General features: G+C 51.5%; 25 protein-coding genes. 21 read left to right on the top strand and 4 right to left on the bottom strand.

The annotated features are described in order from the left end of the window. Window positions 1-62 precede the first annotated feature (62 nt). Window positions 63-590, bottom strand: a complete 528-nt coding sequence (locus DCCM_RS02885) for an ORC-CDC6 family AAA ATPase (protein ID WP_104370954.1) — start codon at window positions 588-590, stop codon at window positions 63-65. A 147-nt stretch (window positions 591-737) separates the two neighbouring features. Further along, a complete protein-coding gene (locus DCCM_RS02880) occupies window positions 738-1,922 on the bottom strand; it encodes a YaaC family protein (protein ID WP_128739066.1) in 1,185 nt (394 codons plus the stop codon). Between the two features lie 278 nt (window positions 1,923-2,200). Between DCCM_RS02880 and DCCM_RS02875 the strand changes: the two genes are divergently transcribed. The 6 genes from DCCM_RS02875 (at window position 2,201) to DCCM_RS02850 (ending at window position 7,801) form a co-directional block, all read left to right on the top strand. Further along, on the top strand, window positions 2,201-2,560 hold the full coding sequence (locus DCCM_RS02875) for a ferredoxin (protein ID WP_104370952.1): 360 nt from the start codon (window positions 2,201-2,203) through the stop codon (window positions 2,558-2,560). A 28-nt stretch (window positions 2,561-2,588) separates the two neighbouring features. Continuing rightward, complete coding sequence (gene asrA / locus DCCM_RS02870) at window positions 2,589-3,602, top strand: anaerobic sulfite reductase subunit AsrA (RefSeq protein ID WP_373855386.1); 1,014 nt, start codon at window positions 2,589-2,591, stop codon at window positions 3,600-3,602. Beyond that, window positions 3,595-4,389, top strand: coding sequence for an anaerobic sulfite reductase subunit AsrB (gene asrB / locus DCCM_RS02865; protein ID WP_104370951.1), 795 nt, complete (start codon window positions 3,595-3,597; stop codon window positions 4,387-4,389). The genes asrA and asrB overlap by 8 nt, the downstream gene beginning before the upstream one ends. A 16-nt stretch (window positions 4,390-4,405) precedes the next feature. Beyond that, window positions 4,406-5,371, top strand: a complete 966-nt coding sequence (asrC, locus tag DCCM_RS02860) for a sulfite reductase subunit C (RefSeq protein ID WP_174705133.1) — start codon at window positions 4,406-4,408, stop codon at window positions 5,369-5,371. A 166-nt stretch (window positions 5,372-5,537) separates the two neighbouring features. Continuing rightward, window positions 5,538-7,172 (top strand): DHA2 family efflux MFS transporter permease subunit, encoded by a 1,635-nt coding sequence (locus tag DCCM_RS02855; RefSeq protein WP_231702623.1) that lies wholly within the window; start codon window positions 5,538-5,540, stop codon window positions 7,170-7,172. A gap of 62 nt (window positions 7,173-7,234) precedes the next feature. Further along, complete coding sequence (locus DCCM_RS02850) at window positions 7,235-7,801, top strand: PadR family transcriptional regulator (protein WP_104370949.1); 567 nt, start codon at window positions 7,235-7,237, stop codon at window positions 7,799-7,801. Between the two features lie 120 nt (window positions 7,802-7,921). Here DCCM_RS02850 and DCCM_RS02845 read toward each other — a convergent pair whose 3' ends face one another. Beyond that, entirely contained in the window at window positions 7,922-8,431 is a 510-nt protein-coding gene (locus tag DCCM_RS02845) for a TIGR00725 family protein (protein ID WP_165791996.1), read from the bottom strand. Window positions 8,432-8,435: 4 nt separating this feature from the next. Beyond that, entirely contained in the window at window positions 8,436-9,005 is a 570-nt protein-coding gene (locus DCCM_RS02840) for a flavin reductase family protein (protein ID WP_104370948.1), read from the bottom strand. Between the two features lie 203 nt (window positions 9,006-9,208). Here DCCM_RS02840 and DCCM_RS02835 point away from each other — a divergent pair, with 203 nt between their 5' ends. The 15 genes from DCCM_RS02835 to DCCM_RS02760 all read left to right on the top strand — a co-directional run bounded on the left by DCCM_RS02835 (window position 9,209) and on the right by DCCM_RS02760 (window position 25,041). Beyond that, entirely contained in the window at window positions 9,209-10,147 is a 939-nt protein-coding gene (locus DCCM_RS02835; RefSeq protein WP_104370947.1) for a DMT family transporter, read from the top strand. Between the two features lie 190 nt (window positions 10,148-10,337). Continuing rightward, a complete protein-coding gene (locus DCCM_RS02830; protein ID WP_231702622.1) occupies window positions 10,338-11,600 on the top strand; it encodes an MFS transporter in 1,263 nt (420 codons plus the stop codon). 122 nt (window positions 11,601-11,722) lie between these two features. After that, the gene (locus tag DCCM_RS02825) at window positions 11,723-12,919 is read left to right on the top strand and encodes a methyl-accepting chemotaxis protein (protein WP_104370946.1); all 1,197 of its coding nucleotides are present in this window, start codon (window positions 11,723-11,725) and stop codon (window positions 12,917-12,919) included. Window positions 12,920-13,015: 96 nt separating this feature from the next. After that, window positions 13,016-13,744, top strand: a complete 729-nt coding sequence (locus DCCM_RS02820) for a FadR/GntR family transcriptional regulator (RefSeq protein ID WP_104370945.1) — start codon at window positions 13,016-13,018, stop codon at window positions 13,742-13,744. A gap of 485 nt (window positions 13,745-14,229) precedes the next feature. After that, the gene (locus DCCM_RS02815; RefSeq protein ID WP_104370944.1) at window positions 14,230-15,393 is read left to right on the top strand and encodes an ABC transporter substrate-binding protein; all 1,164 of its coding nucleotides are present in this window, start codon (window positions 14,230-14,232) and stop codon (window positions 15,391-15,393) included. 75 nt (window positions 15,394-15,468) lie between these two features. Next, window positions 15,469-16,341 (top strand): branched-chain amino acid ABC transporter permease, encoded by an 873-nt coding sequence (locus DCCM_RS02810; RefSeq protein WP_104370963.1) that lies wholly within the window; start codon window positions 15,469-15,471, stop codon window positions 16,339-16,341. 9 nt (window positions 16,342-16,350) lie between these two features. Then, on the top strand, window positions 16,351-17,382 hold the full coding sequence (locus DCCM_RS02805) for a branched-chain amino acid ABC transporter permease (RefSeq protein WP_104370962.1): 1,032 nt from the start codon (window positions 16,351-16,353) through the stop codon (window positions 17,380-17,382). Further along, on the top strand, window positions 17,369-18,154 hold the full coding sequence (locus tag DCCM_RS02800) for an ABC transporter ATP-binding protein (RefSeq protein ID WP_104370943.1): 786 nt from the start codon (window positions 17,369-17,371) through the stop codon (window positions 18,152-18,154). Before DCCM_RS02805 ends, DCCM_RS02800 begins: the two co-directional genes overlap by 14 nt. Continuing rightward, window positions 18,155-18,859, top strand: coding sequence for an ABC transporter ATP-binding protein (locus DCCM_RS02795; protein ID WP_104370942.1), 705 nt, complete (start codon window positions 18,155-18,157; stop codon window positions 18,857-18,859). Between the two features lie 26 nt (window positions 18,860-18,885). Then, window positions 18,886-19,881, top strand: a complete 996-nt coding sequence (locus DCCM_RS02790) for an ornithine cyclodeaminase family protein (RefSeq protein WP_104370941.1) — start codon at window positions 18,886-18,888, stop codon at window positions 19,879-19,881. 36 nt (window positions 19,882-19,917) lie between these two features. Further along, a complete protein-coding gene (locus tag DCCM_RS02785; RefSeq protein ID WP_231702621.1) occupies window positions 19,918-20,841 on the top strand; it encodes a DMT family transporter in 924 nt (307 codons plus the stop codon). 187 nt (window positions 20,842-21,028) lie between these two features. Beyond that, window positions 21,029-22,567 carry an L-piperidine-6-carboxylate dehydrogenase gene (gene amaB / locus DCCM_RS02780; RefSeq protein WP_104370940.1) on the top strand — a complete coding sequence of 513 codons (1,539 nt, stop codon included), beginning with the start codon at window positions 21,029-21,031 and terminating at the stop codon, window positions 22,565-22,567. Between the two features lie 180 nt (window positions 22,568-22,747). Then, entirely contained in the window at window positions 22,748-23,467 is a 720-nt protein-coding gene (locus DCCM_RS02775) for a FadR/GntR family transcriptional regulator (protein ID WP_104370939.1), read from the top strand. 199 nt (window positions 23,468-23,666) lie between these two features. Beyond that, window positions 23,667-23,981 (top strand): (2Fe-2S)-binding protein, encoded by a 315-nt coding sequence (locus DCCM_RS02765; protein ID WP_104370937.1) that lies wholly within the window; start codon window positions 23,667-23,669, stop codon window positions 23,979-23,981. Next, window positions 23,968-25,041, top strand: coding sequence for an NAD(P)/FAD-dependent oxidoreductase (locus DCCM_RS02760; protein WP_104370936.1), 1,074 nt, complete (start codon window positions 23,968-23,970; stop codon window positions 25,039-25,041). The genes DCCM_RS02765 and DCCM_RS02760 overlap by 14 nt, the downstream gene beginning before the upstream one ends. Window positions 25,042-25,043: the final 2 nt, after the last annotated feature.

Here is a 25,043-nt window from a genome sequence, read left to right as displayed (position 1 = left end):
TATGAAGGCCTATCGCCATTGACGTTAATTCCAAGGCCATTGCTAAACGTCATTGGCGGGTATTAGTTTACCGCCAGGGAGCGCAAACCGCTACAGTCAAACGTGGCATTAAATCTTTTAAGGTAAGACAATATTAGTTCTTTTTTAGCATTAATCAATTGCTTCGTAGAGAATTCAAAATCATTAAATCCATAGAGAAAAGAAATGTTTTCATATGCGCACCTCAGAAGCTCTACAGATAATTCCTTGAAAAGTATTAACGAGTAATAAAGAGGGTTGTCATCATTTAGTAACGGCTTATAAGATCGCACATCAATATAGACAGGAAAATACTTGTTTTTAACATCTGAAACAAGCGACTCTTGCATGGCTTTTAAAAGATGAGTTTTTCCAGTACCGCGTCTTCCATAAATGACCTGATTTTTTACATTGTATACCTTTTCGAGGTTTTCTTTACCGGCATAATACTCCAAAAAATTATGGGTTGTATTATACTCAGCTCTTATCAAATTATCTAGTTCACCAACACAATGGGAGACATCATTTGATCTAATTTGGAAAGAGGTTTTTGCATCCTTTTGTTTTAACATGTAAATCTGTCCTTCTTTCAAAATGATATATCCAAAGACTGTGAATTAATTTTTAGAGTGCTATAACAAGGTTATTATAGCACTCCCCATTATTAGCCTACTAAATATATGGTTAATAATAATGTTGCAGATCTAAGTCCGGTGGATTTAAAATTCAGCATAAGCTTTAAGTACATTTTGACTTAAAATCTTAGCCGTAGATAAATATAAAAACTGTTTGGGTTGGGTGGTTAAAAATTCGCTCATTAACCATTGTTCTTTATCGGAAAAAATATCATTAAATAAATATGGATGATATCGAGTAATAGAACCTAAGTAGAACATTGTATTATATATAATAAATTCCGGGGAATATCTGTAACCAGGATTTGTTGAAAGATAGTTGGTATAGCCATCATTTCCAATAAAATACCAAATCCCCTTATCTCTGAGAATTTGTGAAAAATTATAGTATCCTTCTCTTGTAATATTATTTGATCGTAATCTATAGGATTCTTCCCAAGAAAAACTATTTTCATCTTGAGTAACGTTATAACCTATACTAACAAGTTCTGTTAATTGCTCAGGCCTACACTGAACTTTAGCACTTAGATTAATAATCCTTCCTGTTTTTATTAATTTTATATCCATAAGTTTACAAAAAGATTCTTTCATATTGTAAATTTCGCAATATGTCCTATGAATACCTACGCAATGTGAAAGCAGCTCTCTTAGATTTAGAGTCAAGGATGTAGAAATAGTTCGACTATCAAGGACTCGATGTAATTCTGCAGATACATTCTTAATATGGTTTTTAATTGCTTCTATAGTTATTTCGGAATGCACAAAACGACCATTATTTCTTTCCTTAACTCCGTGCATATATGTAACATTTTTTCCGTATTTTTTTTCAAGATTAATCATTACTTTTGCAAAATTTAGAAATGAATAATAATACAATAGGGGTCTTGAATTAACTGGGCTTTTTTCAGCCGCTATATAAAAATTTTTTGCTTGTTCTAATAATGAAGCCATGAAATCCTTTTCATAGCCATTTTTCTTGATAACATAATCCCAGAAAGCCCATATATCAGAAAGAATTAGATTTTGACTACCACATAGGTAAATATTATTAGCTGTCTTTGTAAAATTGGGAAATCCATACTTGAATTTTAAATCTATAGTTTTTATTTGTGCCATATAATCTCTGCCATCTCCATAAAAATTATAAAGATTTTTATTTAAAACAAGGTTCCCATTTAGACAATCGCAGCACCACATAACAAACGTATTGCCAAGAATCTGTCCACAAAAATCCATCACCAAGCATTTCGCAAATACAAAAACTAACATAATGAACAATATATCATTTTCATGTTGTAATAATTACCACAAGAGTCAAAGTAATCCTTCCCGGTTTATATTCTTTATATAAAAAATTGTCTAAAAATTGCTTAAAAATTTTAAAGCAATATTACCGCCTCAGCACCCATGGCGGTTTTTTTGTAATGCCTCCATCACTGTGAGCAAAGTCACACCTTTGGGATGCTCCGCGTCATATTGCTCATTCTCCCTGAATGGTAATCTTTTAACAACAAACAGTTTATAAATTTGATGCGGAGGGATACATAATGACTGCCAAAAGGGACAAATACCTGCAATGGAAGCATGAACTGCTTGACAGCTGCGGACAGTGCCTCGGGTTCCGGGCCAAGGGGATTGATTTAACCGCCACGGTAGAAAAACCAGCCTGCGCCCCGGGAGTGGAATGTCATAAATCCTGCCCCGCCCTGGGCAGGGGCGGCTCCGCCCAAAAGGCGGGGGAGATTCCGGCGGGAAACATTACTGCTGAAAGTCCAAAGGTGTATGTTGTTCAGACCTGCCACCGCTGCGGCAAAAGCGAGGATGAGTCGGTGCTGCTTCCCTGCAGGGTGAGCGGGGAAAGCCGCTGGGTTTGCACCAAATGCCTGCCGGTACTGATACACGGCTGAAAATAAAAACAGTGGGGGTGTGGTTAATTTGGCTTATTGGCTGGACATGGATTCATTTAACGGCATTCTGAAGGAATTGTCCGCGGACAATGTGGTTTATGCCCCGGTTAAAATGACGGGGAAGGGGGCCTTTTCCGGCACCGACCTGGTCGCGTACCGGGAAATTTCCGGGGTGGAGCAGATAGAGTTCAAGGAGAAATCCCGCTTTTCTCCCAAGGAAATTGTATTTCCCATAACCCAAACCCTCCTTTACTTTACCGAGGAGGAATATGCCGTGCCCGGGACCGGGGAGAAAGGAATCATCGTGTTTTGCCGGCCCTGTGACGTAAACGCCTTTAAAAGGCTGGACGAGATATTTTTAAGGAACGGCGGGCGCGTGGACAGCTATTACCGGGAATTGAGGGAAAAGGTGAGGTTTTTTGTAATTGAGTGCGCGGAGAGCTTCGACAGCTGTTTTTGCGTTTCCATGGGAACCAACAGGGCGGACGGCTATGATGTTTTTATCAGGGCCGCCGGGGGCGGTTTTCTGTGCGACGTTCGGGGGGACCTGGCAACACTCTTTGAAAAGTTCGGCGGCCCGGCGGAGATGTCGCTCCGGTTCATTGAAGAGAACAAAACAAAAGTTTCCATACCCGAATCAGTTGACCAGTCGGTTTTTGGCCACGGCATCTGGCGGGAATACGCTTCCCGCTGCATAGCCTGCGGCCGCTGCACGGTCTCCTGTCCCACCTGCTCCTGCTTCACCATGCAGGACATATTCTACGAGGACAACCCCAATCGCGGCGAAAGAAGAAGGGTCTGGGCCTCCTGCATGATTGACGGCTTTACCGCCATGGCCGGGGGGCATGGTTTCCGGGAGGACCACGGGGACCGCATGCGTTTTAAATTAATGCATAAAATAAGCGATTTCAGGAAGAGGTTTGGTTACAACATGTGCGTGGGCTGCGGGCGCTGTGACGATGTTTGCCCGGAGTATATTTCCTTTGCAAGGGCTATCAACAGGGTTGACGCCCTGATGAAGGAGGCTGTTGAAAATGTCTAACCCGTATCTTCCCTTCCGGGCGGCAATTATTGAGGTCAGGCGGGAGACCGCCGTGGATTTCACCTACCGGCTGGAAGCGGATATGCAAGTGGCCGGGGGGCAGTTTGTGGAAGTATCCATACCCGGGGTGGGGGAGGCCCCCATTTCGGTAAGTGATTTTGGGGACGGCTGGATTGAAATGACCATTCGCAGGGTCGGCAGGCTGACAAATGTTATTCACCATTTGCGGCCGGGAAATTCCCTGTTCATCCGGGGCACCTACGGCAGGGGCTTTCCCCTGGAGCGGTACGCGGGAAAGGATTTGATAATTGCCGCCGGTGGCACCGGCCTGGCCCCGGTTAAAAGTTTGCTGAACCGCTATGGAGGGAACCCCGGGGAGGTGAAAAGCCTTACCCTGCTGGCGGGATTTAAAACCCCGGCGGATATTTTGTTCCGGGACGAAATTGAAAGGTGGCGGCGGCAGCACCGGGTGGAAATAACCGTGGACAGGGACGATGCCGGAGGCTGGCCCGGCAGGGTGGGCCTGATCACCGGGCTTATCGCCCGGGAGCCCATTTCCCAGCCGGAAAATACCGTGGTTATAGTTGTGGGGCCCCCGGCCATGATGAAATTTTCAACCCTGGAATTTATAAAAAGAGGGATAAAGCAAGAAAACATATGGGTCTCCTTTGAGCGCAAAATGTGCTGCGGCATAGGCAAATGCGGCCATTGCAAAATTGACGGCGCTTACGTATGCCTGGAGGGACCTGTTCTCAACTATACCACGGCCGGCCGGCTGATGGATTGAGGCGGTGATTAAAATGCTGGATATCAATACTAAAAAATTAATGAAAAACGCCTACCGGATAACAAAGCACAGGGGAATAACGGCATTGCGGGTAAGGGTTCTCGGAGGCGGGCTGGACGCCGGATACCTTGACGTGATAAAGGCTATCGCGGAGCGCTTCGGCAACGGAAAGGTCCATATAACCACCAGGCAGGGGTTTGAAATACCCGGTATTCCCATGGAAAAAATACCCGGGGTAAATAGGCTGCTCGCCCCGGTAATCCAGGGCCTGGAGGTGGAAATGGGGGTGGGGATAGCGGATGTGAACGGGGGGTACCCGGCCGCCGGAACCAGGAATGTGTCCGCCTGCATCGGCAACAGCGTATGCCCCTTCGCCAATTTCAACACCACGGAGCTGGCCGGAAAAATTGAAAAGCTCATTTACCCCAACGACTTTCACGTTAAAATCGCCGTCACCGGCTGTCCCAACGACTGCATCAAGGCACACATGCAGGACATAGGGGTGATCGGCCTGGTTCTGCCCGTGTATGACCCGGGGCGCTGCATGGGTTGCGGAGCCTGTGTGAAAAACTGCCGGAAGGTTGCCAGCGGCGCCCTGGAAATGGTCAATTACAAGGTAAGGAGAGATCACCGGCGCTGCCTGGGCTGCGGGGAGTGCGTGCTGAAATGCCCCACCTCGGCCTGGACCAGGGGGGACCAATATTACCGGCTGGTTATAATGGGCCGCACGGGTAAAAAGAACCCCCGCCTGGCCCGCACCTTTCTGGAGTGGGTGAACGAGGGCGCTGTGCTGAAGGTGATCGGCAATATGTACGGCTATATAGAAAAATATATCGACCGCAGCCTTCCCAAGGAGCATGTGGGGTATATCGTGGACCGGACCGGCCTGCCGGTTTTCAGTCAGGAGGTCCTGCAGGGTATTGAACTGGGCAGCCTGGGGCGGGCGGCCGGTTTCATACCCTTCGGAGGGTATACGTATTAGATATGGCGTGGGCTGCTCCCGGCTGTTGGAGGCCGGGTTTTTTTTATGCCCTGTGACGGTGGTGGCCACGGTATCTGGAGAAGCCTGCATTTATGACTTGATATGACAGATATTATATATTAAAATTTAACTAGTTAAATTTTAATATAGTTGAGGTCCTGGGAAAATGAAAAAAAATCCAATCCATTCTTCACGGGGTGACGTTGCCGGAAATGACAGAAGCCGCGACATTCCCTGGCCGGCATTGATGACCCTTATCCTGGGCTGTTTCATGGCTATTTTGGACACAAGCATTGTCAATGTGGCCATACCCAGGCTAAAGGAAGTTTTCGGAACCGACGCGGCTTCCGTCCAATGGGTGGCGACCTCTTATTTGCTGGTTTCGGGAGTGGTGATACCCATTACCGGCTACCTGAGCGACCGCTTCGGCATTAAACGCACCTACATAGTTTCCCTGGTGATCTTTATCGCCGGCTCCGGGGCGTGCGCCCTGGCCTGGAGCAATAGTTCCCTGGTTTTTGCCAGGATAATCCAGGCGGTGGGCGGCGGCATGATCATACCGGTGAGCATGGGTATGATCCGCATCATCGTGCCCCGGGAGAAAATGGGCATGGCCCTGGGGATATGGGGTATCTCCGCCATGGGCGCGCCCGCCATAGGACCCACCCTGGGCGGCTATTTAGTGGATCGCCTGGGCTGGGAATGGATTTTCACCATCAACCTGCCCATTGGTGTGGCGGCGGTGTTTCTGGCATGGACTCTGCTTGAGGAAACGCCCCGGAGGACTGAGCTGAAGTTTGACCTGTTGGGCTTTATACTTATTGCCTCAGCCTGCTGCACCCTGCTGCTGGCTTTAAGCAACGGGCAGGATAAGGGCTGGACCTCACTTTATATTGTGAATTTAATTATCTACTCGGTTTTCGCGTTTATTCTTTTTATAATCTGGGAACTGACCGCTTCCCAGCCGCTCATCGACATTCGCCTGTTAAAAAACCGGACTTATATTGTCAGTATTCTTTCCGTAAGTCTATCCAACATAGCCATGTATTCCGTTATTTACCTCATACCGGTATACGCACAGACAGCCAGGGGCTTGACCCCTCTGCAGTCCGGACTGTTAACCATGCCCGGCGCCCTGGCCACCGCGCTGATGATGCCGGTCAGCGGCCGCCTGTTTGATAGATTTGGGGCCATGCCCCTTTGCATAGTGGGCTTTGGCGTAACCGCCTATTACAGTTATCAATTGCATACGCTGTCCTACAGCACCGGTTTTACCCACCTGCAATGGATACTTGTAAAGAGATCCATCGGTCTGGGACTGGCCATGATGCCGCTGACCACCGCCGGTATGAAAACCATTCCCAGGTATCTGGCTTCCCGGGCTTCGGCCCTGAACAATTTGGTCCGCCAGATTTCCGGCTCCCTGGGAATAGCCTTGATTACTCATATCATGCTGAACAGGCAGGTCTACCACGCTGCCTGGCTGTCGGATACGGTTAACTGGTCTTCCTATGCCGCCTTAAATACAATAGACATTCTGCGGGCCTTTTTGATCAGCTCGGGGGTCTCACCGCCGTTGGCCGCTTCGGGGGCCTGGGAAGTGCTGGGCGGGGCTTTAAACCGCGAGGCGTTTATCGCGGCCATTGATGATGCAATGCTGCTGCCTGTTTTAGCGGCTGCCATGATTATTCCCCTGGGCATGTTTCTGAGCAAAAAAGCCGTGGAGAAAGAAAGCCTCAGGCAGTATTCCCGGCTGGCTCCCCGGGCCTTGAAAGGCCCCGGCGGGGTTCACCTGGACTGATATGGAAATGTGATATAGTATAAATAACTTGTTTTTAAAGCTATTGATGGGGAGTTGAAGCCATGTCTGTCAGGCTGGTAATCCTTGGTCTATTGATGGGAGGGGAAAAACACCCCTATGAGATGCAACATATTTTGAAGTCCCGGCAAGTGGAAAAATATATTAAATTTTATGAGGGCTCTCTTTACTATGCCGTTGAGCAGCTTAAAAAAGACGGTTTTATAGAGGTGTCCGGGGTTATTAAAGAGGAAAAGCGCCCGGATAAAACGGTCTATAGAATAACGGACGCCGGGAGGATGAAGTTTCAGGAGCTTTTAATGAAGCAGTTCGCCATGGAAGAGAAGTTTTATGATCCGATATATACGGCCCTTATTTTCGCCGGTTACGGAGACAGTGGAAAAATCGCGGATATAATCGGGCAAAGAATTAAAAATATTGAGAGCAGGATAGAAAAACTGGAAAAACTCTATGAGGAGCGCGGACCTGTAATTCCCCGGGCAGCCCGATACATTTTCATTGGTTTCCGCGAACATGCCAGGGCCAAATTACAATGGCTCAGGAGCCTGAGAGATGATGCCCTGGAGGATAGGCTGGGGCATCATTTCAGCGGGGGAGCGCGGGATAATTAAATCGCCGGGGTTTCTGCCGGCGGGCCGTCCCCCCGGGGGCGGAAACCCCGCGGCGGGTGAGGGATAAAGCAAAAAGTGGAAAATGGCATGGCGACAAGGGCCATGCCATTGCCAAAAACTTTACTTTTTTACAGCCTGTAAAAGCAATTCCTTTTTTATGATTGGAACGGCCTCCTCGGGGGTTCCGGCTATTATCAGCTGTTTTAAGTCCCGGTATTTGTTAAACAGGGTTCCGGTGTCAAATTTAAGCAGTATTACCCTTTTGCCGTTTTTCAGGGCCAGGGCGATTTCGGATATGGTTCCGGCCCCCCCGGGCAGCGCCACTATGATGTCGCTGCTCAGAACATTTATATTGTTCCGGGCGTCCCCCATGCCTGTTACAATGGCGATGTCTATGTAGGGAGAGGCCTGGTCGCCGCCGGTCCCGGGCAGGACGCCCACGGTCAGCCCGCCCTTTTCCCTGGCGCCCCTGGCCGAGGCCTCCATGACACCGGCGGGCCTGCCGCCGTTAAGCAGCACCCAGCCTTCCCCGGCAATCAGCTTTCCCAGGTTGTACGCCATTTGGCAGTCTTCCGGCGTTGCCGCCGCACCGCTTCCCATTACTCCCACCACGGTTTTACGGGTATTCATCACATCAGTCCACCGGCTTTTTCCTGGAATAGCCGAAACTGCCCAGTTTGTCCGCCATCTGCCTGTATTCGCCAAGGCAGTAGGCGTAGGGACTTATTTTATTCACATCCGGCCGGCCTTTTTCGTCCAGGGCCTCTTCATTGTAGTGAACGGCCAGCACATCCGCGATAAAGACATCGTGGCTTCCCAGGGGAAGCACCTGTCTTACCCTGCATTCAAGGTTAACCGGGCATTCCGCTATCAGAGGGGCTTTTACCCGGGAAGCGGGAACGGGGGTGAGTCCGGTCTGTTCAAATTTATCCGTATCCTTGCCGGAAACAGTGCCGCAATAGTCCACCACCCGCGCCTGGCCCGAAGAGGGGATATTAATAACGAATTCTCCGGATTCCTTAATCAATCTGTGGGAATGCCTGTTCTGAGGCCGGACGGAGATGTACACCAGCGGGGGATCGGAATTCAATATGCCTGTCCAGGCAATGGTTATGATGTTGGGCTTGACTCCTTCCAGCTGAGAGGTCACCAGGACTGTGGGGACGGGGAAAAGGGTTGTGGATGGTTCCTTCATTACTTTCATGCAGTTCACGCTCCTTGGTTTGTCCTATAGAATTATTTATATACCGGGAATGCGGTAATTAACAATACCCTTTAGGCATAATTGCTGGAATTATGTGCATAAAAAGGGGAATAAACCGCCCGGATGCCATATTGAACGCTTTGACAAATCCGCAAGCCTGCTAATAAAATAAGTCTATTATGCTTTAAGGGAGTATTTTTTAGTTGGAAAAGGACGAATTTCAGCCACAGCCGGAAAAAGCGGCGCCGGCCGGGGTTAGCGGCGCACATAAGGCCGGTAAAGGGCCGGGGCAGGTATTGGGGACTACTCTGGTAATTATTGCCACCATTTGTTATGCCACCGAGGCCATAGCGGCCAAGACGGCTTATTCTTACGGGGCCACGGTGGAGACCACCCTTACGGTTCGCTATGTGGTGGCCGCGGCGGCTTTCTGGACAGTGCTGCTGCTATGGATGCAGCCGCCGCGCCTCACCGGGCGCCAGTTGCTTTCCATGGCTGCCGCCACCATCGGCGGTCATGCCGTTGCGGTGCTGACCCTGTTCTACGCGTTCAGCTTCCTTTCCGCCGGTATGGCTATACTGCTTCTTTATGTTTACCCCACCATCGTCACCGTGCTGGCCTATTTTTTATTGAAGGAGCCTTTCACATTTAAAAAGATTTTGTCCCTTGTGCTGACCTTCGGCGGGGCGGCGGTTATTTTGGGCCAGCCCGTGAACGGTCTGGATATGAGAGGCGTGGCGCTGGCCCTGATGGCCGCCTTGATGAACGCCATATTTTACGTGTGGGGGGCCAAAATGTTAAAGGAGATACCGGTGCTGGTTTTTAACACCTATCTGGTGACCTTTGCCATGGTTGTATTCGGCGCCCTGGGCGCGGCCACCGGCAGGCTTAATTTTGATTTCGGGGTTCAGGCCTGGGGCTGGCTGGTTTTCCTGGGACTGGTGCCCACGGCCCTGGCGCTGGGGGCCGTGTTCAGGGGCATACAGCTTATCGGCCCGTCCCGGGCGTCCATTATAAGCACCCTGGAACCGGCCATTACCGCCTTGCTGGGATTCTGGCTCCTGGGAGAGTTGCTGACAGGGGTTCAGATGGCCGGGGGAACCCTGATACTGCTTGGAGTTTTACTGCAAAGCAGGGGCTGATAAATATTATCTTAAGCCGGCTTTTACAGGAGACAACCGGAAACCTCAGGTAAAGGAAAATAGACATTAATTGTTCCGGACGCCTGTCCGGAATTTTTTATACCCTTTAAAATTAATCCTTCAAAGGTTTACAATGTGCATATACTGCGCTAACATTTATTTTTAATATAAGTGTTGGGGAAGAGGTGATATGTTGACAGGGGAAAAACCCGATAATATCCCGGGGATGGTGAAATTCCTCCTCAGATCTTTTCGTTACAGGAACTATCGCCTTTTTTTCGCCGGCCAGGGTATCTCCCTGATTGGGACCTGGATACAGAATATTGCCATGAGCTGGCTGGTATATAAAATGACTAATTCAGCCTTTCTGCTGGGAATTGTGGGCTTTGCCGGACAGATACCAACCTTTCTCTTAAGCCCCTTCGCGGGGGTAATGGCTGACAGGTGGAATCGCCACCGCATGCTGGTGATAACCCAAACCCTGGCCATGGTGCAGGCCTTGATTCTGGCCCTGCTGATTTTGTCCGGTGGAATAACCGTCGGGTATATCTTGGTTTTAAGCGTTTCGCTGGGCCTGGTATATTCCTTTGATATTCCGGTCCGCCAGTCCTTTGTGGTGGATATGATTGAAAACAGGGAGGATCTGGGAAACGCCATCGCCCTGAATTCCTCCATGTTTAACGGAGCCAGGCTGCTGGGTCCCTCCGTGGCGGGTATACTTATATCCACGGTGGGCGAGGGGGTTTGCTTTCTGATAAACGGGATTAGCTATCTGGCCGTAATCGCCGCTCTTCTGTCCATGAGGGTGGTCCGGGGAAATCCTTCCCAGCGGCGGGGCAAGGTTCTTCCGGAGCTGAAGGAGGGGCTGGTCTATGCCTTCGGCTCCCGGCCCATAAGGTACGTTATATTGTTTGTGGCCCTGATAAGTTTGACCTCCGTGCCGTACACCGTGTTAATGCCCGTTTTTGCCAGGGAAATACTGCACGGCGGCGCCCATACCCTGGGTTTTCTGATGGGCTTTACCGGAGCCGGGGCGCTTTTCGGGGCTGTTTTCCTGGCCTCGCGTAAAAATACCGGCGGCCTGGTCAGGATTATACCCCTGGCCGGGGCTGTCTTCGGTTTTGGGCTGATTGCCTTTTCCTTCTCCAGGGTAATGTGGCTTTCATCGCTGCTGTTGGCTGTCGTCGGGTTCGGCATGATGGTGCATCTGGCCTCAAGCAATACGGTGCTGCAGACATTGGTGGAGGATCAAAAGAGGGGGAGGGTAATGAGCTTTTACGCCATGGCTTTTATGGGCATGACCCCCCTGGGCAGCCTGATGGCCGGCACCCTGGCCGGCATCATAGGAGCGCCTTATACCCTGGCCATAGGGGGCGCCTGTTCCATTCTGGGGGCACTGCTGTTCGCGGGTAAAATAAAAAAATTCGCCTGTACTGCCGCAAAAGAAATGTGAAATATTTTACATACTGGCAATATATATTAAATTTTGACATTAATTTGCAATATTAGAGGTATTTTCACCCATTTATAGAATATTTCTTGATTTAGAACAACAGGGAGGGTGGGTATCGATTTATGAAACTTTTCGGAAGGCGGGAACCATCGGAACAGGTTCCCATTAATGGGGGAGGCGATTTGTATTTCGGCCTGGCGGTGGGATGTTTTGTGATTGCCCATGCGGACCTGATGGGGTTGTGGAGCCGCCTCAAGGCCGATGAAGCCGCCAGTGAGTCCGCGCAGCTGGCCTCCGGGGCCGAGGAGCTTGCATCCACCACCGAGGAGGTGAATGCCTCGGTGGAGGAAACCACCGCCGCCCATCATGAATTAAGGGGGCTGGCCGGAGCCAACCAGAATACCCTGGATGAGATGGAGCGTTTGCTGAAGGGCGTGGCAGGCGGAATATCGAATATTGTGGAGCAGATGGGAGAGGTCAGCCAGCGCCTGCAGAGGATTAATCAGGTGGGAGAGCAGGTTGCCAGTATTGCCGATCAGACTAATTTGCTGGCCTTAAACGCCACCATCGAGGCTGCCAGGGCCGGGGACCAGGGCCGCGGGTTCGCGGTGGTGGCCCAGGAGGTTGGAAAGCTGGCCGGCAACACCATAGAAGCCGTGGCCATGGTTAAAAATTTGGCCTCGGAAATGGAGGTCCTGTCGGAAACGGTCAACCAAAACAGCGGTGAGATAAAGGATGCCTTTGACGTGTACTCCAGTTATGTTTCCTCCGCCTCCGCCAGCGTCAACGAGAGCATGAGCATGGTTCAGGCGGCTTCCAAAGCCCTGGATGAAATCAGCCAGGCGGTTAGCCAGGTAACTTCCACCACGGACGGGATAAGCCTGGCCAGCCAGAGGCTGGCTGAGATTACCGCCTTCGGCAGTGCCTGTTCCGCCAATGCCGCCAATGTCCGGGACGCCTCGCTGCCTGTGCTGGAGCCCCTCATCAGCGGTGTGGAAGAGACTGATCCGGTGCGGCTTTTGGCGGCCAGACTTTACGATCATGCCGGGCTTTTAAAAAATATAGTGGAAAAGGCCGGTGCCGGGGACAGGGTTCCGGATCACAGGGAATGCGCTTTTGGCCGCTGGTACGACGGGGAAGGCGGCAAAAAGTTCGGGAATCTTAAAGCCTGGAGGGAAATTGATCAGCCGCACCGCCGGGTGCACAGCTCCGGCAGGAGCCTGGTGTCCGAGGCCAGGCCGGAATACGCGGAGGAGCTTGCGGATGCCTCCCTGGAGTTGCTGCGATGTTTCGTCGCTCTGAAATCGGAAATTTATTAAAGCCATTTGATTAAGTTATTGAGTGTTTGTGATATAATACATTGAGTTGGAGCAGTTGCCAAAACAGGAAAATAATATTTTATAGAACGGGTTGTTATGGAGCTAACACGCAAAAAAAGAACAAGATTGTACGAACACATTGTGGAGCAGATCCAAAACATGATCAAAGACGGCTCTCTGGCGCCCGGGGATCAGCTTCTTCCCGAGAGGCAGCTGGCGGAGAAGCTGGAGGTTTCCCGCTCGGCCATCAGGGAGGCGCTAAGCGCCCTGGCCCGCATGGGGCTGATTGAAATATCGCCGGGAAGCGGCGCCTTTGTCAAGGAGGCCAGCATTGACAACATAATAGAGCCCCTGGCTTCCATTATGCTGCGGGAGACGAAGAATGTTTTCCATCTCATGGAGGCCCGGCGCATTCTTGAAACCGGCGTGGTCAAAATTGCCGCCCTGAGGTCCACCTCCACGGATCTGTTCATAATCAGGGACGCTGTTATGGATATAAGGCAGGATGTGGAATTCCCCAAGGATCCCGGCGAGGCGGACGTGGATTTCCACACCGCCATAGCAAACGCCACCGGCAACCCCATTCTAATCAGTATGATGGCCATGATCGCCGGTATGCTGAGGGAGGCCTACGGCCCCAGCAGGAAAAAGTTAATGGGCATTGGCAAAAATTTATGGTATGAACACCACCTGGAAATATACAACGCCCTGGCCCGGAAGGACCCCGACAAAGCCGCGGAGGCCATGGACAGGCATATTCAAACCACCATTGACGAGCTGAAACGTATTTACCGGTGGGAAGAAGTTGAATTTACGGGAAAATAAATACTTGACAAGATTCAACAGCATGTGTCAATATGATACTTAAGTTAATACTTATTTCAATGATGAAATAAACAAGGGTAACGATGCCCGGAATTCTATCAGGAATCCGGGCATTTTTATTTTTATTTTTGTTGAACGGCCGGTTTCCCCCCCCCCCCGGCCCCGGGGGACGCGGTGAGACTATAAAGGTAATTCAACCTTTTAAGAAAATTTAAATTTTTCAAAAACGGCGGAAGGATTTTAATTTTTTTTCGTCGAATTGGTCATACCACGGACTACAATTTGTATACCTACACAAAACCAGGGGTCCGGCTTGGCTGGAATAAGGGGAAAACATCGGCCTCCCGGGCCGATAATAGAATTATAGCCGCTACCCTTATTAAAGTCCTTTAAAGGAATCGCGGCATTTATTAAATCTTGGAAGGAGGGGGCAGCTTAATAAATATTTAGATGAAAAACCAGTCAAATAAAAAGGAGGTTGTAAAATGTCCAGAAAAATTACTTTATGGCTTTGCGCACTAATGCTGGTATTAAGCGCGGCCCTGGTAGGGGGCTGCGGCGGCGGTGGTGAAAAATCCGGCGAAGAGAGCAAATCCGCCGGAGAAGGCGGCGAAATCAAAGTAGGTATTGCCGGACCCTTTACCGGAGCAATTGCCGAAACAGGAACCACGATTAAAAACGCGGTGCTGCTGGCTGAAGAACAGGTTAACAAGGCAGGCGGAATTAACGGCAAACAGGTGAAGCTGGACCTGCAGGACGATAAGGCCGATCCCAAGGAAGCCGCCGCGGTTGCCAATAAATTCGCCTCGGACAAGTCCATTCTGGCGGTTGTGGGCCACTACACCAGTTCCACCACCCTGGCCGGATCTCCCATTTACAACAGGGTGGGGCTGTCTCACATCGGTATTGGATGTACTTCCCCGGCTATAAGCGACGCCGGTCCGTTCACCTACAGGGACATAACCAGTGACTCCTACGACGGCGAGTTTGTGGCCAACTGGATGATCGAGGAAGGTTTTAAAAACATAGCCGTGGCTTATGAAAACGACGACTACGGCAAGGGCCTGGCGGAAGTCTACAAGAGCAAGATTGAATCCCTGGGCGGCAAGGTTGTGGCCATTGAGCCTTACAACCTGGGCGAGACCAAGGACTTCAGCGCCATTCTCACCAAGTTCAAGGCTGCCAATCCTGATTCACTGTTTATCGCGGGCCAGTACAATGAAGCGGCCATGCTGCTGAAGCAGGGCAAGGGCATCGGCTTCAAACTGCCGGTATTCGGTTCCAACGGCCTCTATTCGGACGCCCTGATCAAACTGGGCGGAGCAGAGGTGGAAGGCTTAAGGTGTGTGGGCGCATTCCATAAGGATTCTTCCTCCCAGGAAGCCAAGGACTTCATCGAAGCCTATAAGGCAAAATATGGACTGGAGCCCGACATTTGGGCGGCATACGCTTACGACGCGGCCAATATACTCTTTGAAGCCATTAAAAACGGCGGCGAGGACCGCACCAAAATTAATGAATACCTGACAACCCTCAAGGACTTCAATGGAGCCACCGGTGTTACCTCCTTCGACCAAAACGGCGATTGCATGAAAGACCCCTTGAAGCTCATAATTAAAGACGGCAAATTCGCACTGTATCAGAAATAATATCCGCGTTACCGGGACGGGGACCTGTGTTCCCGCCCCGGCACACGCCAAAAGGAGGCTAACGACCTGATGGACATGTTCTTTCAACAGCTTGTAAACGGTCTCACTGTGGGTAGCCTCTACGCCTTGATTGCCCTTGGATATACCATGGTCTACGGCATACTGAAAATAATCAATTTTGCTCACGGGGATATATTGATGATTGGCACTTTTATCGGGCTGGTGCTGGTGACCAAATTTCATCTGGCATTTGTTCCCGCCCTGCTGGTAGCAATGCTGATTACCGCCATCATGGGCATTCTGGTTGAAAGGATAGCGTACCGCCCGGTTAGGACGGCGGATAAACTGATTGCCCTGTTAAGCGCGCTGGGGGTATCCATATTCCTGGTCAATTTCGCGCAGCTGGTGTGGGGCACCGCAACCCACCCCTTTCCGGCAAACATCGGGGGCGACCCTATTATTCTGGGAGAGGTCCATATAGGTATTTTGCAGATATGGGCGCTGGGCGTATCCCTGCTTTTGATGGCCGGGCTTCATCTTTTTGTCAATCACACCCAAATGGGAGTGGCCATGCGGGCCACCTCCTACAATGTGGACTATGCCAGGCTGATGGGAATCAATGTTGACAACATAATATCCGTCACCTTTGCCATAGGATCGGGCCTGGCGGCGGCGGCGGGCATTCTCATCGGCGTTTATTACGACGCGGTATATCCGGTTATGGGTTACAGCGCCGGTCTGAAGGCCTTTACCGCGGCGGTCCTGGGCGGGATCGGCAGCATACCGGGGGCCATGCTGGGAGGGTTATTGCTGGGAGTTCTGGAAAACGAGGGGGCGGCGTACCTGTCCGCGGGTTATAAAGACGCCATAGCCTTTGCCTTGCTTATTATCATACTGCTTATTAAACCCACCGGCTTAATGGGCAGGAACGAGCAGCAGAAAGTGTAGGTGAGGGAAATGGAGCATCTGGCAAGATTTACTTTAAATTGGCGGAACAAAACCGCCACGCTGGTGTTATTGGCCATATTGCTGGTGATACCCCTGCTGGTGAGCAACGAGTATTACATTCACGTGCTGATAACATTGGGGCTGTTTGTCATTTTGTCCTTAAGCTTAAACCTTGTGTCCGGTTACACCGGCCAGCTTTCCATAGGCCATGCGGCCTTTTACGGTATAGGGGCTTACGTTACGGCCCTTCTAATGCTTAAATTGAACGTATCCTTTCTGCTGGCGCTGCCCGCCAGCGGGCTGGTGACGGCTTTCTTCGGGCTGCTCCTGGGACTGCCCACCATGCGGCTGGCGGGAGACTACCTGGCCATTGTCACCCTTGGTTTTGGGGAAATCGTCAGGCTGGTGCTTTTAAACTGGGACAAGGTCACCCGGGGACCGATGGGACTGCCGGGGATTCCGGCCCCTGAACTGGGCACTTACATTTTTATGAGCAAAACGCCCTTTTATTATCTGGTGCTGGTGCTGGCGCTGCTTACCGTATTAGCCATGAGGAGAATAGTGAACTCCGGCTTCGGGCTCAGCCTGATCGCCGTGAGCCAGGACGAACTGGCCGCCGAGGCGGTGGGAATCAATACCCTGCGCTGCAAAATCAGCTCCTTTATTATCAGCGCCTTTTTCGCCGGAGTGGCCGGGGGGTTCTACGCGGTTTACATATCCTTTGTAAGCCCGGATTCCTTTACCTTTATGGATTCCATCATGGTTTTGGAAATGGTGGTGCTGGGCGGTCTGGCCAGTATTCCCGGCTCTATCATAGGGGCCGTGGTGCTGGGGCTGGTACCCGAATTGCTGAGATTTATGGCCGAGTACAGGATGCTTATCTTCGGCGCGCTGATGGTGGTTATAGTAATATTCAAGCCGGACGGCTTCTGGAGCGCCAGAAAGAGAACCCGCAACGCCATTATGAAAGACCTGGTTGCCCGGAATATGCTTGATGGAAAAACTGTTAAACCGCGGGGTGAAGTCAGTGAAAGTGCTTGATATACAAAACGTCACCATACGGTTCGGGGGCCTGGAGGCCATCAGGGATGTCAGTTTTTCCGCGGACGAGGGCCAGCTGCTGGCCATTATAGGACCCAACGGGGCCGGCAAGACCACCATATTCAACGCCATGACCGGGGTATACCAGCCCACGGTGGGACAAATCCTTTTCAATGGGAAGCTGATTAACGGCCTTAAGCCCAACCAGCTGGTCACCATGGGTGTGGCCAGAACCTTTCAGAATATAAGACTTTTTTCCGCGCTGACGGTGCTGGAAAACGTTATGGTGGGGAGCCAGTGCCGGAGCCGGGAGGGATTGTGGGGCGCCCTGGCCGGGGGAAAAAAAGTTGCCGCCAACAGGGTCAAGAGTATCCAGCAGTGCAGGGAATTCATAGAAATTGTGGGACTGACCGATTACCTGGACGAATTGGCCACCAACCTGCCTTACGGCAAGCAGCGGCTTCTGGAAATTGCCAGGGCGCTGGCCACCGGCTGCGAACTTCTCCTGCTGGATGAGCCGGCGGCGGGAATGAACGCCGTCGAGCGGGAAGAGCTGGTGGCCCTGATCAGGCGTATCAGCAAGGAATTAAATAAGACCATTATACTCATAGAGCACGACATCAATCTGGTGATGAATATATCCGAACACATCGTGGTACTGGACCACGGGGAAAAAATAGCCGAGGGGACTCCCGGGGAAATCCGAACCAATCAAAAGGTTATTGAGGCTTATCTGGGCAGCGAGGACCCGCTGGAACAAGAGGTGGTATAGATGCTGGAGCTTAAGGATGTAGTGGTTCATTACGGAGTTGTCCCGGCGTTGAAAGGCATCTCTTTCAGGGTTGAGGAAGGCGAGATCGTAACCCTGATCGGAGCCAACGGGGCCGGGAAAAGCACCACCCTGAAAGCCATATCGGGGCTCCTCAAGTTAAAAGAGGGCTCCATAACCTACCAGGGAGGCAGTATTTCCGGCAAGGGGGCCCATATGGTGGTCCGCCAGGGAATTTCCCAGGTTCCCGAGGGGCGCGGTATTTTTGCCAACCTCACCGTGGAAGAGAATCTTTCCCTGGGAGCTTATACAAGAAAAGATAAGTCAAAAATTAATGAAAACCTGAAAAATGTATATGAACGTTTTCCCAGGCTTCAGGAAAGAAGAAAGCAGGTGGGTGGAACTTTAAGCGGTGGTGAACAGCAGATGCTGGCCATCGGCAGGGCCTTGATGGCCACACCCAAACTGCTGCTTTTGGACGAACCCTCCATGGGCCTGGCTCCGCTGGTGGTCAGGGAGATTTTTAAAATTATCCGGGAAATAAACAAAATGGGAACCACTATTCTATTGGTGGAGCAGAACGCAAGGATGGCCCTGTCCGTGGCCGGCCGCGGTTACGTCCTGGAAACCGGACAAATAATCAGTGAGGGCTCGGCCAGCGAATTAAGAGGTAATGAGGAAGTTAAAAAAGCATACCTGGGACATTAAAACGGTTATATAATGGAGGTATTGCCGTGCTGGTATTATCAGCTGCCGATGTGCGCAAATCCGTTACCATGCTTGAAGCCATAGAGGCCGTGCAGGCCGCCTACCAGGAGTATAGCGCCGGTGAGTCGGTGGTGCCCCTGCGGGTGCCGGTTAATGTTCCTAAATACGAAGGGGTAACCCTTTTCATGCCGGGCTATTCATCCCGCAGCGACGCTGTGGGGGTGAAAATAGTATCGGTTTATCCCAAAAACCTTGAAAAAGGCATTCCCACCATACACGGCCTGGTGGTGATGGTTGACGGGACCACCGGGAAGCCGGTGGCGGCCATGGAAGCCGGCTATCTTACGGCGCTTCGCACAGGAGCCGCTTCGGGAGTGGCAACCCGTTATCTGGCCAGGGACGATGCCTCCACCGCGGTTGTAATCGGCACCGGCGCCCAGGCCCGCACCCAGCTGCTGGCCATATGCACGGTGAGGCGGATTAAAAAGGTGCTGGTCTACGACCTCAATGAAGACATGGCCGCCGCCTATGCCGGGGAAATGGCCGCCATACTGGCGGAACTGTATGGAAAAAGAATAACCGTTAAACCCGTTTCCTCCTCCAAAAAAGCTGTGGCGGAAGCGGATATCATAGTGGCTGCCACCACTTCAAAGCTGCCGGTTATATCCGCCGACGATTTGAAAAACGGGGTTCACATCAACGGTGTCGGCTCCTTTACCCCGGAGATGCAGGAAATCGGCGAGGATACCGTGCTGCTGGCCGGGAAAATAGTGGCGGACAGCCGGGAGGCTGTGCTGGCCGAGGCCGGGGATATTGTAATTCCCCTAAAAAAGGGCCTGCTGAAACCGGATTCCATTGTTGAGATAGGTGACGTTATAGCGGGCAAAATTCCCGGACGGGAAAACAACCATGAAATAACCTTTTTCAAAACCGTGGGCATGGCCCTGCTGGATGTGGCGGTGGGCAACCTGGTTTATCAAAAGGCGTTGGAAAAGGGGCTTGGACAAAAGGTGTCCCTGTAAAGTCACAAAATTTCCCGTTACCGTCGGGTGGATGAATTGAGGTTGTTCATGGGCGAGCAGCTAAAGGGTTTTATATGTGTGTTCAGCGCCGCATTGCTGTGGGGAATATCCGGCCCCATAGCCAAATATATGTTCAATATGAATGTTGACCCCTTTGAACTGGTTCAGATAAGGCTGATTCTGTCATTTTTATTAATCTTCTCCTTTTTGGCGGTGTTCAGTAAGAAGCTGCTGCGCCTGGAGAGGGAGGATTACCTTTACGTATTTATCCTGGGAATTATCGGTGTTGCGGTGGTGCAATTCACATATCTTTACACCATCAGCGCCACCAATGTGGCCACGGCGGTTTTTCTGGAGTATCTGGCTCCCATTTTTGTGCTGACCTATGGTGTTCTGCGGGGACAGGAAGTGTTAAGCCGTATTAACGGTACAGCCATAATTCTTGCCGCCGCCGGGGGATACCTGATCGTCAAGGGCAATTTGCAGGGGGGGCTGGCGGTAAGCACGGAGGGATTGATAAGCGGATTAACGGCTGCTTCCTCCTTTGCCTTTTATACCGTCTATACCAAGAGAGGCCTGGCCAAATACAGCCCGCTGACCATAATGTGCTGGAGTTACGCAGTGGGGGCGGTCTGCTGGATAATCTACCAGAACCCGCTGGTAAGTTTCAGCCATTATCACGGCCAGGTGTGGCTGATAATCATCTATTACGTGGTGCTGGCCACCGTTGTTCCTTACGGGCTGTTTTTTAAGGGGCTGTCCTACCTGACGCCTTTAAAAACCGGTCTCACGGCTAATCTTGAACCTGTTATAGCGGCTGCCTCAGCCTATTTGATGCTGGGAGAAAAACTCACGGTAATGCAGCTTTTGGGCTGCGCTTCGATACTTCTGGCGGTTACGGTTATCCAGTTAAGATTTAAAAATAGTTTAAAGCAACAATTCAACGGGCCGAATGATTAACAATATCATAAAGTGGTAAACCATCTTATTGGTTAAAAAAGGAAGGGTTCATTGGCGCCATATTGGTCATACCAATATGAACCAGATAACATCCACCGGTTTCATTCGTTGAGGGTTCCGTGGATGTGCCGGAGTTGCCTGAAGAAATAAGACCACAATTTATTAATACCTAATGGGGGTGCTGCAAATGAAAGTGGATTTGTCATTTTTAAAGGAACTGGGCATTGGCGAAAAAAATGCCGGTGCGCACAATGGAGAATGGCTGCAAAGCCCGGATGCCTCTCTACTGGAGGTTATCACGCCAATTACCGGCGAGACCGTGGCGTCGGTATATCAGGCCACTCCGCAGGATTATGAAAAGGTGGTGGCGGAGTCCCGGAAAGCCTTTAAATACTGGAGAACTGTTCCCGCTCCGAAAAGGGGGGAAGTGGTCAGGCTGATAGGCGAGGAATTGCGCAAATACAAACATTTGCTGGGCAAGCTGGTCACCCTGGAAATGGGCAAAATATTACCCGAGGGTGAAGGCGAAGTCCAGGAAATGATTGATATAGCCGATTTCGCGGTGGGCCTGTCCCGGCAGCTGTATGGCCTGACCATAGCCAGTGAGCGCGAAAGGCACCGTCTGTACGAGCAATGGCATCCCCTGGGAACCGTGGGGGTAATAACCGCCTTTAATTTCCCCGTGGCGGTCTGGTCATGGAATGCTTTGATTGCCGCCGTTTGCGGCGACGTGGTGATCTGGAAACCTTCCAGCGACACGCCGTTAACCGCCATTGCGGTGCAGAAAATCGTGGACAAGGTTGTAAAAGCCCAGGGACTGCCCAACGGCATTTTCAATTTACTGATTGGGCCGGGTTCCACCGTGGGTCAGATGATGCTGGAAGATAAAAGGATTTCCCTGGTAAGCTTCACCGGCAGCATTCCCATGGGACGGCGGGTGGCTGAGCACGTGGGCAGCCGTCTGGGCAAATCCCTGCTGGAACTGGGCGGCAATAACGCCATCATTATCAGTGAGAACGCCAACCTGGAAATGGCCCTGCGGGCGGTTTTATTCGGCGCGGTGGGAACTGCCGGGCAGAGATGCACCACCACCAGGCGCCTGGTTATTCATGAATCGGTTTACGAGACCTTCGTCAATAAATTAATCGCCGCTTACAAACAGGTGCCCATCGGCAACCCCATGGACGCCGGAGTAATCATGGGACCCCTGGTGAAAAGGGAAGCGGTGGCGGACATGATGGAGGCGCTGAAAGGTCTGAAAGAGGAAGGCGGCGGCATTTTATACGGTGGAGAATTGCTGGAGGGTGAGGAATACGCCTGCGGCTGCTACGTGACTCCTTGCATCGCCGAGGCCAAAATAGGTTATAAAGTGGTTCAGAATGAAACCTTCGCGCCCATTCTTTATTTATTGAAATATAAAGATCTGGATGAGGCCATTGAAATTCAAAATGGCGTTCCCCAGGGATTGTCTTCAGCCATATTCTCCACCAATATGATGGAAGTGGAGAGGTTCCTCGGGCCGGAGGGCTCCGACTGCGGTATTGCCAACGCCAATATAGGTACTTCCGGCGCGGAAATAGGCGGCGCCTTTGGCGGCGAAAAAGAAACCGGCGGTGGGCGCGAGTCCGGCTCCGACGCCTGGAAAGCCTACATGAGAAGACAAACGGTTACCATCAACTGGGGCTCCAGCCTGCCACTGGCCCAGGGAATTAAATTTGGCGAGTAGCAAACAGCGGGAGATACGCTAAATACCCCCTCCGGGCCTGTTTAGCCGATATGCCACAGGCATTAGACATAATAGCATTATTGGCGGCTGATAAAAAGCCGGAGCGGTTATAAGGTTGAAAGGTTGAACGGCATAATTGGTTAAATGTGCTATGCTGCGAAGGTGGGGGCGGATTAGGAAATGAACATAACCAGAAAGAAAAGAACCCGGCTTTACAGGGACATAGTGGCCCAAATAAGACAATTAATCCAGGACGGCTCCCTGGCGCCGGGGGACCAGCTGCTTCCTGAAAGGCAGCTGGCTGAAAAGCTGGGGGTAAGCAGGTCTGCTTTGAGGGAGGCCCTTACCGCCCTGGATTCAATGGGGATGATAGACATCACCCCCGGCGGGGGGGCGTATATAAGGAAAATCGGCGTGGAGAGCCTTATTGAGCCCCTGGCGGCGATAATGCTGAAGGAAAAGGAAAGCGTTTACGAACTGCTGGAGGCCAGGAAAATAATTGAGGTCCAGGTGGCCGGGCTGGCGGCGCTACGGGCCAGCAAAACCGAATTGTATCAAATAAAGGAAGCCGCCACGGAAATGCACAACGATGTGATCAACAACAGGGATGCCGGCGAGTCCGACCTGAATTTTCACCTGGCCATTGCCCGGGCATCGCAAAACGGTGTTTTATATAACATCATGGAGATGCTGTCCGGGCTGATGAGGGAAGCCTACGTGCCCAGCCGGAACGAACTGCTGCGGGACCCCGTTCATACCCAGGTCTGGTGCCAGCAGAATTTCCAGATATATGAGGCCATTAAGAACAAAGATCCCGAGGCGGCTTCGAGACTTATCCGGGAGCATATCAATACGGCGGAAGAAAGATTGAGACTTATTGACGACGGTGAAGCGGAGTGAGCGGGGCAGCCGGGATTGTGGTTTATCCTCTGAGCAATGGCGGTCCCGGCTGCGCCTGTAAAGGTAATATGCCCGGCGGGCGCCGGGCTCATCCGCCTGTGCCGCAAGACGGACAATTAGTTTGTCAACCGATATTTTTTTTAAAAAACGTGGTTTATTCTGGTCTGACCAAAATAATAAGTCAAACGGGGGTGTAAACTTGAGGATTGAAGAACATCCGGTACTGACTTTCCAGAGAGGCGAAAAAGTCAAATTTTATTTTGACGGCAAAGAAATCGAGGGGTACGAGGGCGAACCCATTGCGGCGGCGCTGCACGCCGCGGGTGTAAGAATTCTAAGGCACAGCCACAAGAAAAACCGGCCCAGGGGATTTTATTGCGCCATCGGCAATTGCTCGTCCTGCTTAATGGTGGTGGACGGCACGCCCAACGTCCGGGTCTGCGTGGAAAAGCTTAAAGCGGGCATGCGCGTTGAAACCCAGCAGGGGAGGGGTGAGTTAATTGCTAAAGACTGATATAGCCATTATCGGGGCCGGCCCCGCTGGACTGAACGCCGCCATCAGCGCCGCCTCCATGGGGGCCGGGGTGCTGCTCCTGGACAGGGATGAATTCGTGGGAGGGCAGCTGATAAAACAAACCCATAAATTTTTCGGCTCCCGGGAGCAGCATGCTTCCACACGCGGAATAGACATAGCCGGATTGCTGCATGAGAAGGTCAAGGAATACAAAAATATTGAACTGCGGCTGGGGGCCACCGTATTGGGTTATTACCCGGACGGTGTCATAACCGCCGAGTATCAGGGGCGCCTGCTGAAGATAAAGGCCCAAAGGTATATCGTGGCCACCGGCGCCGCCGAAAAAAGCCTGCCCTTTCCAAACAACGATTTGCCCGGGATATACGGGGCCGGGGCTGTCCAGACCCTAACCAATGTTTACGGGGTGCTGCCGGGACAAAGGGTTCTCATGGTGGGCTCCGGTAATATCGGCCTTATTGTGAGCTACCAGTTGATGCAGGCTGGGGTGGAAGTGGCCGGCATAGTTGAGGCCGCCCCCAATATCGGCGGCTACCTGGTTCACGCGGCCAAAATAAGAAGGGCCGGGGTGCCTGTGTTCACATCGCACACCATAAAGGAAGCTTACGGCGATTCGGTGGTTCAGGGGGCCGTCATCTGGCAGTTGGACGAAAAGTGGCAGCCGGTTCCGGGCACTGAAAAGGACATAAAAGCGGATGTCATCTGCGTGGCGGTGGGACTTACCCCGCTGACCGAGCTTCTCTGGCAGGCGGGCTGCAAAATGAAATTCGTTTCGCAACTGGGTGGACATGTTCCGGTAAGGGACGAGAATATGATGACCACCATGCCGGATATTTATGTGGCCGGGGATGTCAGCGGCGTGGAAGAGGCCAGCGCGGCCATGGTGGAAGGCAAAATCGCGGGACTTTGCGCCGCTGCAAGCATTGGTTGCAGCACCGGTGAATTTGACGAACTTCGCAGCCGGGCATTGAGTCAGCTGGCGGAACTCCGCTCGGGCCCCGCCGGTGAAAAAATCCGCAGCGGCCTTAAATTGCTGGTTTAGGG

The organism is Desulfocucumis palustris (assembly GCF_002933875.1).
In the GTDB taxonomy this organism is placed as follows: domain Bacteria; phylum Bacillota; class Desulfotomaculia; order Desulfotomaculales; family Desulfocucumaceae; genus Desulfocucumis; species Desulfocucumis palustris.
This window is presented reverse-complemented; position numbering and strand designations above follow the sequence as displayed.

What these genes read in the sequence shown, in the direction of transcription:
- DCCM_RS02855 (WP_231702623.1), top strand. Translation starts at nt 5,538, where the DNA reads ATGAAAAAAAATCCAATCCATTCTTCACGGGGTGACGTTGCCGGAAAT.
- DCCM_RS02805 (WP_104370962.1), top strand. Translation starts at nt 16,351, where the DNA reads ATGGAGCATCTGGCAAGATTTACTTTAAATTGGCGGAACAAAACCGCC.
- DCCM_RS02875 (WP_104370952.1), top strand. Translation starts at nt 2,201, where the DNA reads ATGACTGCCAAAAGGGACAAATACCTGCAATGGAAGCATGAACTGCTT.
- DCCM_RS02775 (WP_104370939.1), top strand. Translation starts at nt 22,748, where the DNA reads ATGAACATAACCAGAAAGAAAAGAACCCGGCTTTACAGGGACATAGTG.
- asrB (WP_104370951.1), top strand. Translation starts at nt 3,595, where the DNA reads ATGTCTAACCCGTATCTTCCCTTCCGGGCGGCAATTATTGAGGTCAGG.
- DCCM_RS02820 (WP_104370945.1), top strand. Translation starts at nt 13,016, where the DNA reads ATGGAGCTAACACGCAAAAAAAGAACAAGATTGTACGAACACATTGTG.
- DCCM_RS02840 (WP_104370948.1), bottom strand. Translation starts at nt 9,005, where the DNA reads ATGAAAGTAATGAAGGAACCATCCACAACCCTTTTCCCCGTCCCCACA.
- amaB (WP_104370940.1), top strand. Translation starts at nt 21,029, where the DNA reads ATGAAAGTGGATTTGTCATTTTTAAAGGAACTGGGCATTGGCGAAAAA.
- DCCM_RS02850 (WP_104370949.1), top strand. Translation starts at nt 7,235, where the DNA reads ATGTCTGTCAGGCTGGTAATCCTTGGTCTATTGATGGGAGGGGAAAAA.
- DCCM_RS02825 (WP_104370946.1), top strand. Translation starts at nt 11,723, where the DNA reads ATGAAACTTTTCGGAAGGCGGGAACCATCGGAACAGGTTCCCATTAAT.
- DCCM_RS02810 (WP_104370963.1), top strand. Translation starts at nt 15,469, where the DNA reads ATGTTCTTTCAACAGCTTGTAAACGGTCTCACTGTGGGTAGCCTCTAC.
- DCCM_RS02795 (WP_104370942.1), top strand. Translation starts at nt 18,155, where the DNA reads ATGCTGGAGCTTAAGGATGTAGTGGTTCATTACGGAGTTGTCCCGGCG.
- DCCM_RS02845 (WP_165791996.1), bottom strand. Translation starts at nt 8,431, where the DNA reads ATGAATACCCGTAAAACCGTGGTGGGAGTAATGGGAAGCGGTGCGGCG.
- DCCM_RS02885 (WP_104370954.1), bottom strand. Translation starts at nt 590, where the DNA reads ATGTTAAAACAAAAGGATGCAAAAACCTCTTTCCAAATTAGATCAAAT.
- DCCM_RS02880 (WP_128739066.1), bottom strand. Translation starts at nt 1,922, where the DNA reads ATGTTAGTTTTTGTATTTGCGAAATGCTTGGTGATGGATTTTTGTGGA.
- DCCM_RS02815 (WP_104370944.1), top strand. Translation starts at nt 14,230, where the DNA reads ATGTCCAGAAAAATTACTTTATGGCTTTGCGCACTAATGCTGGTATTA.
- DCCM_RS02830 (WP_231702622.1), top strand. Translation starts at nt 10,338, where the DNA reads ATGTTGACAGGGGAAAAACCCGATAATATCCCGGGGATGGTGAAATTC.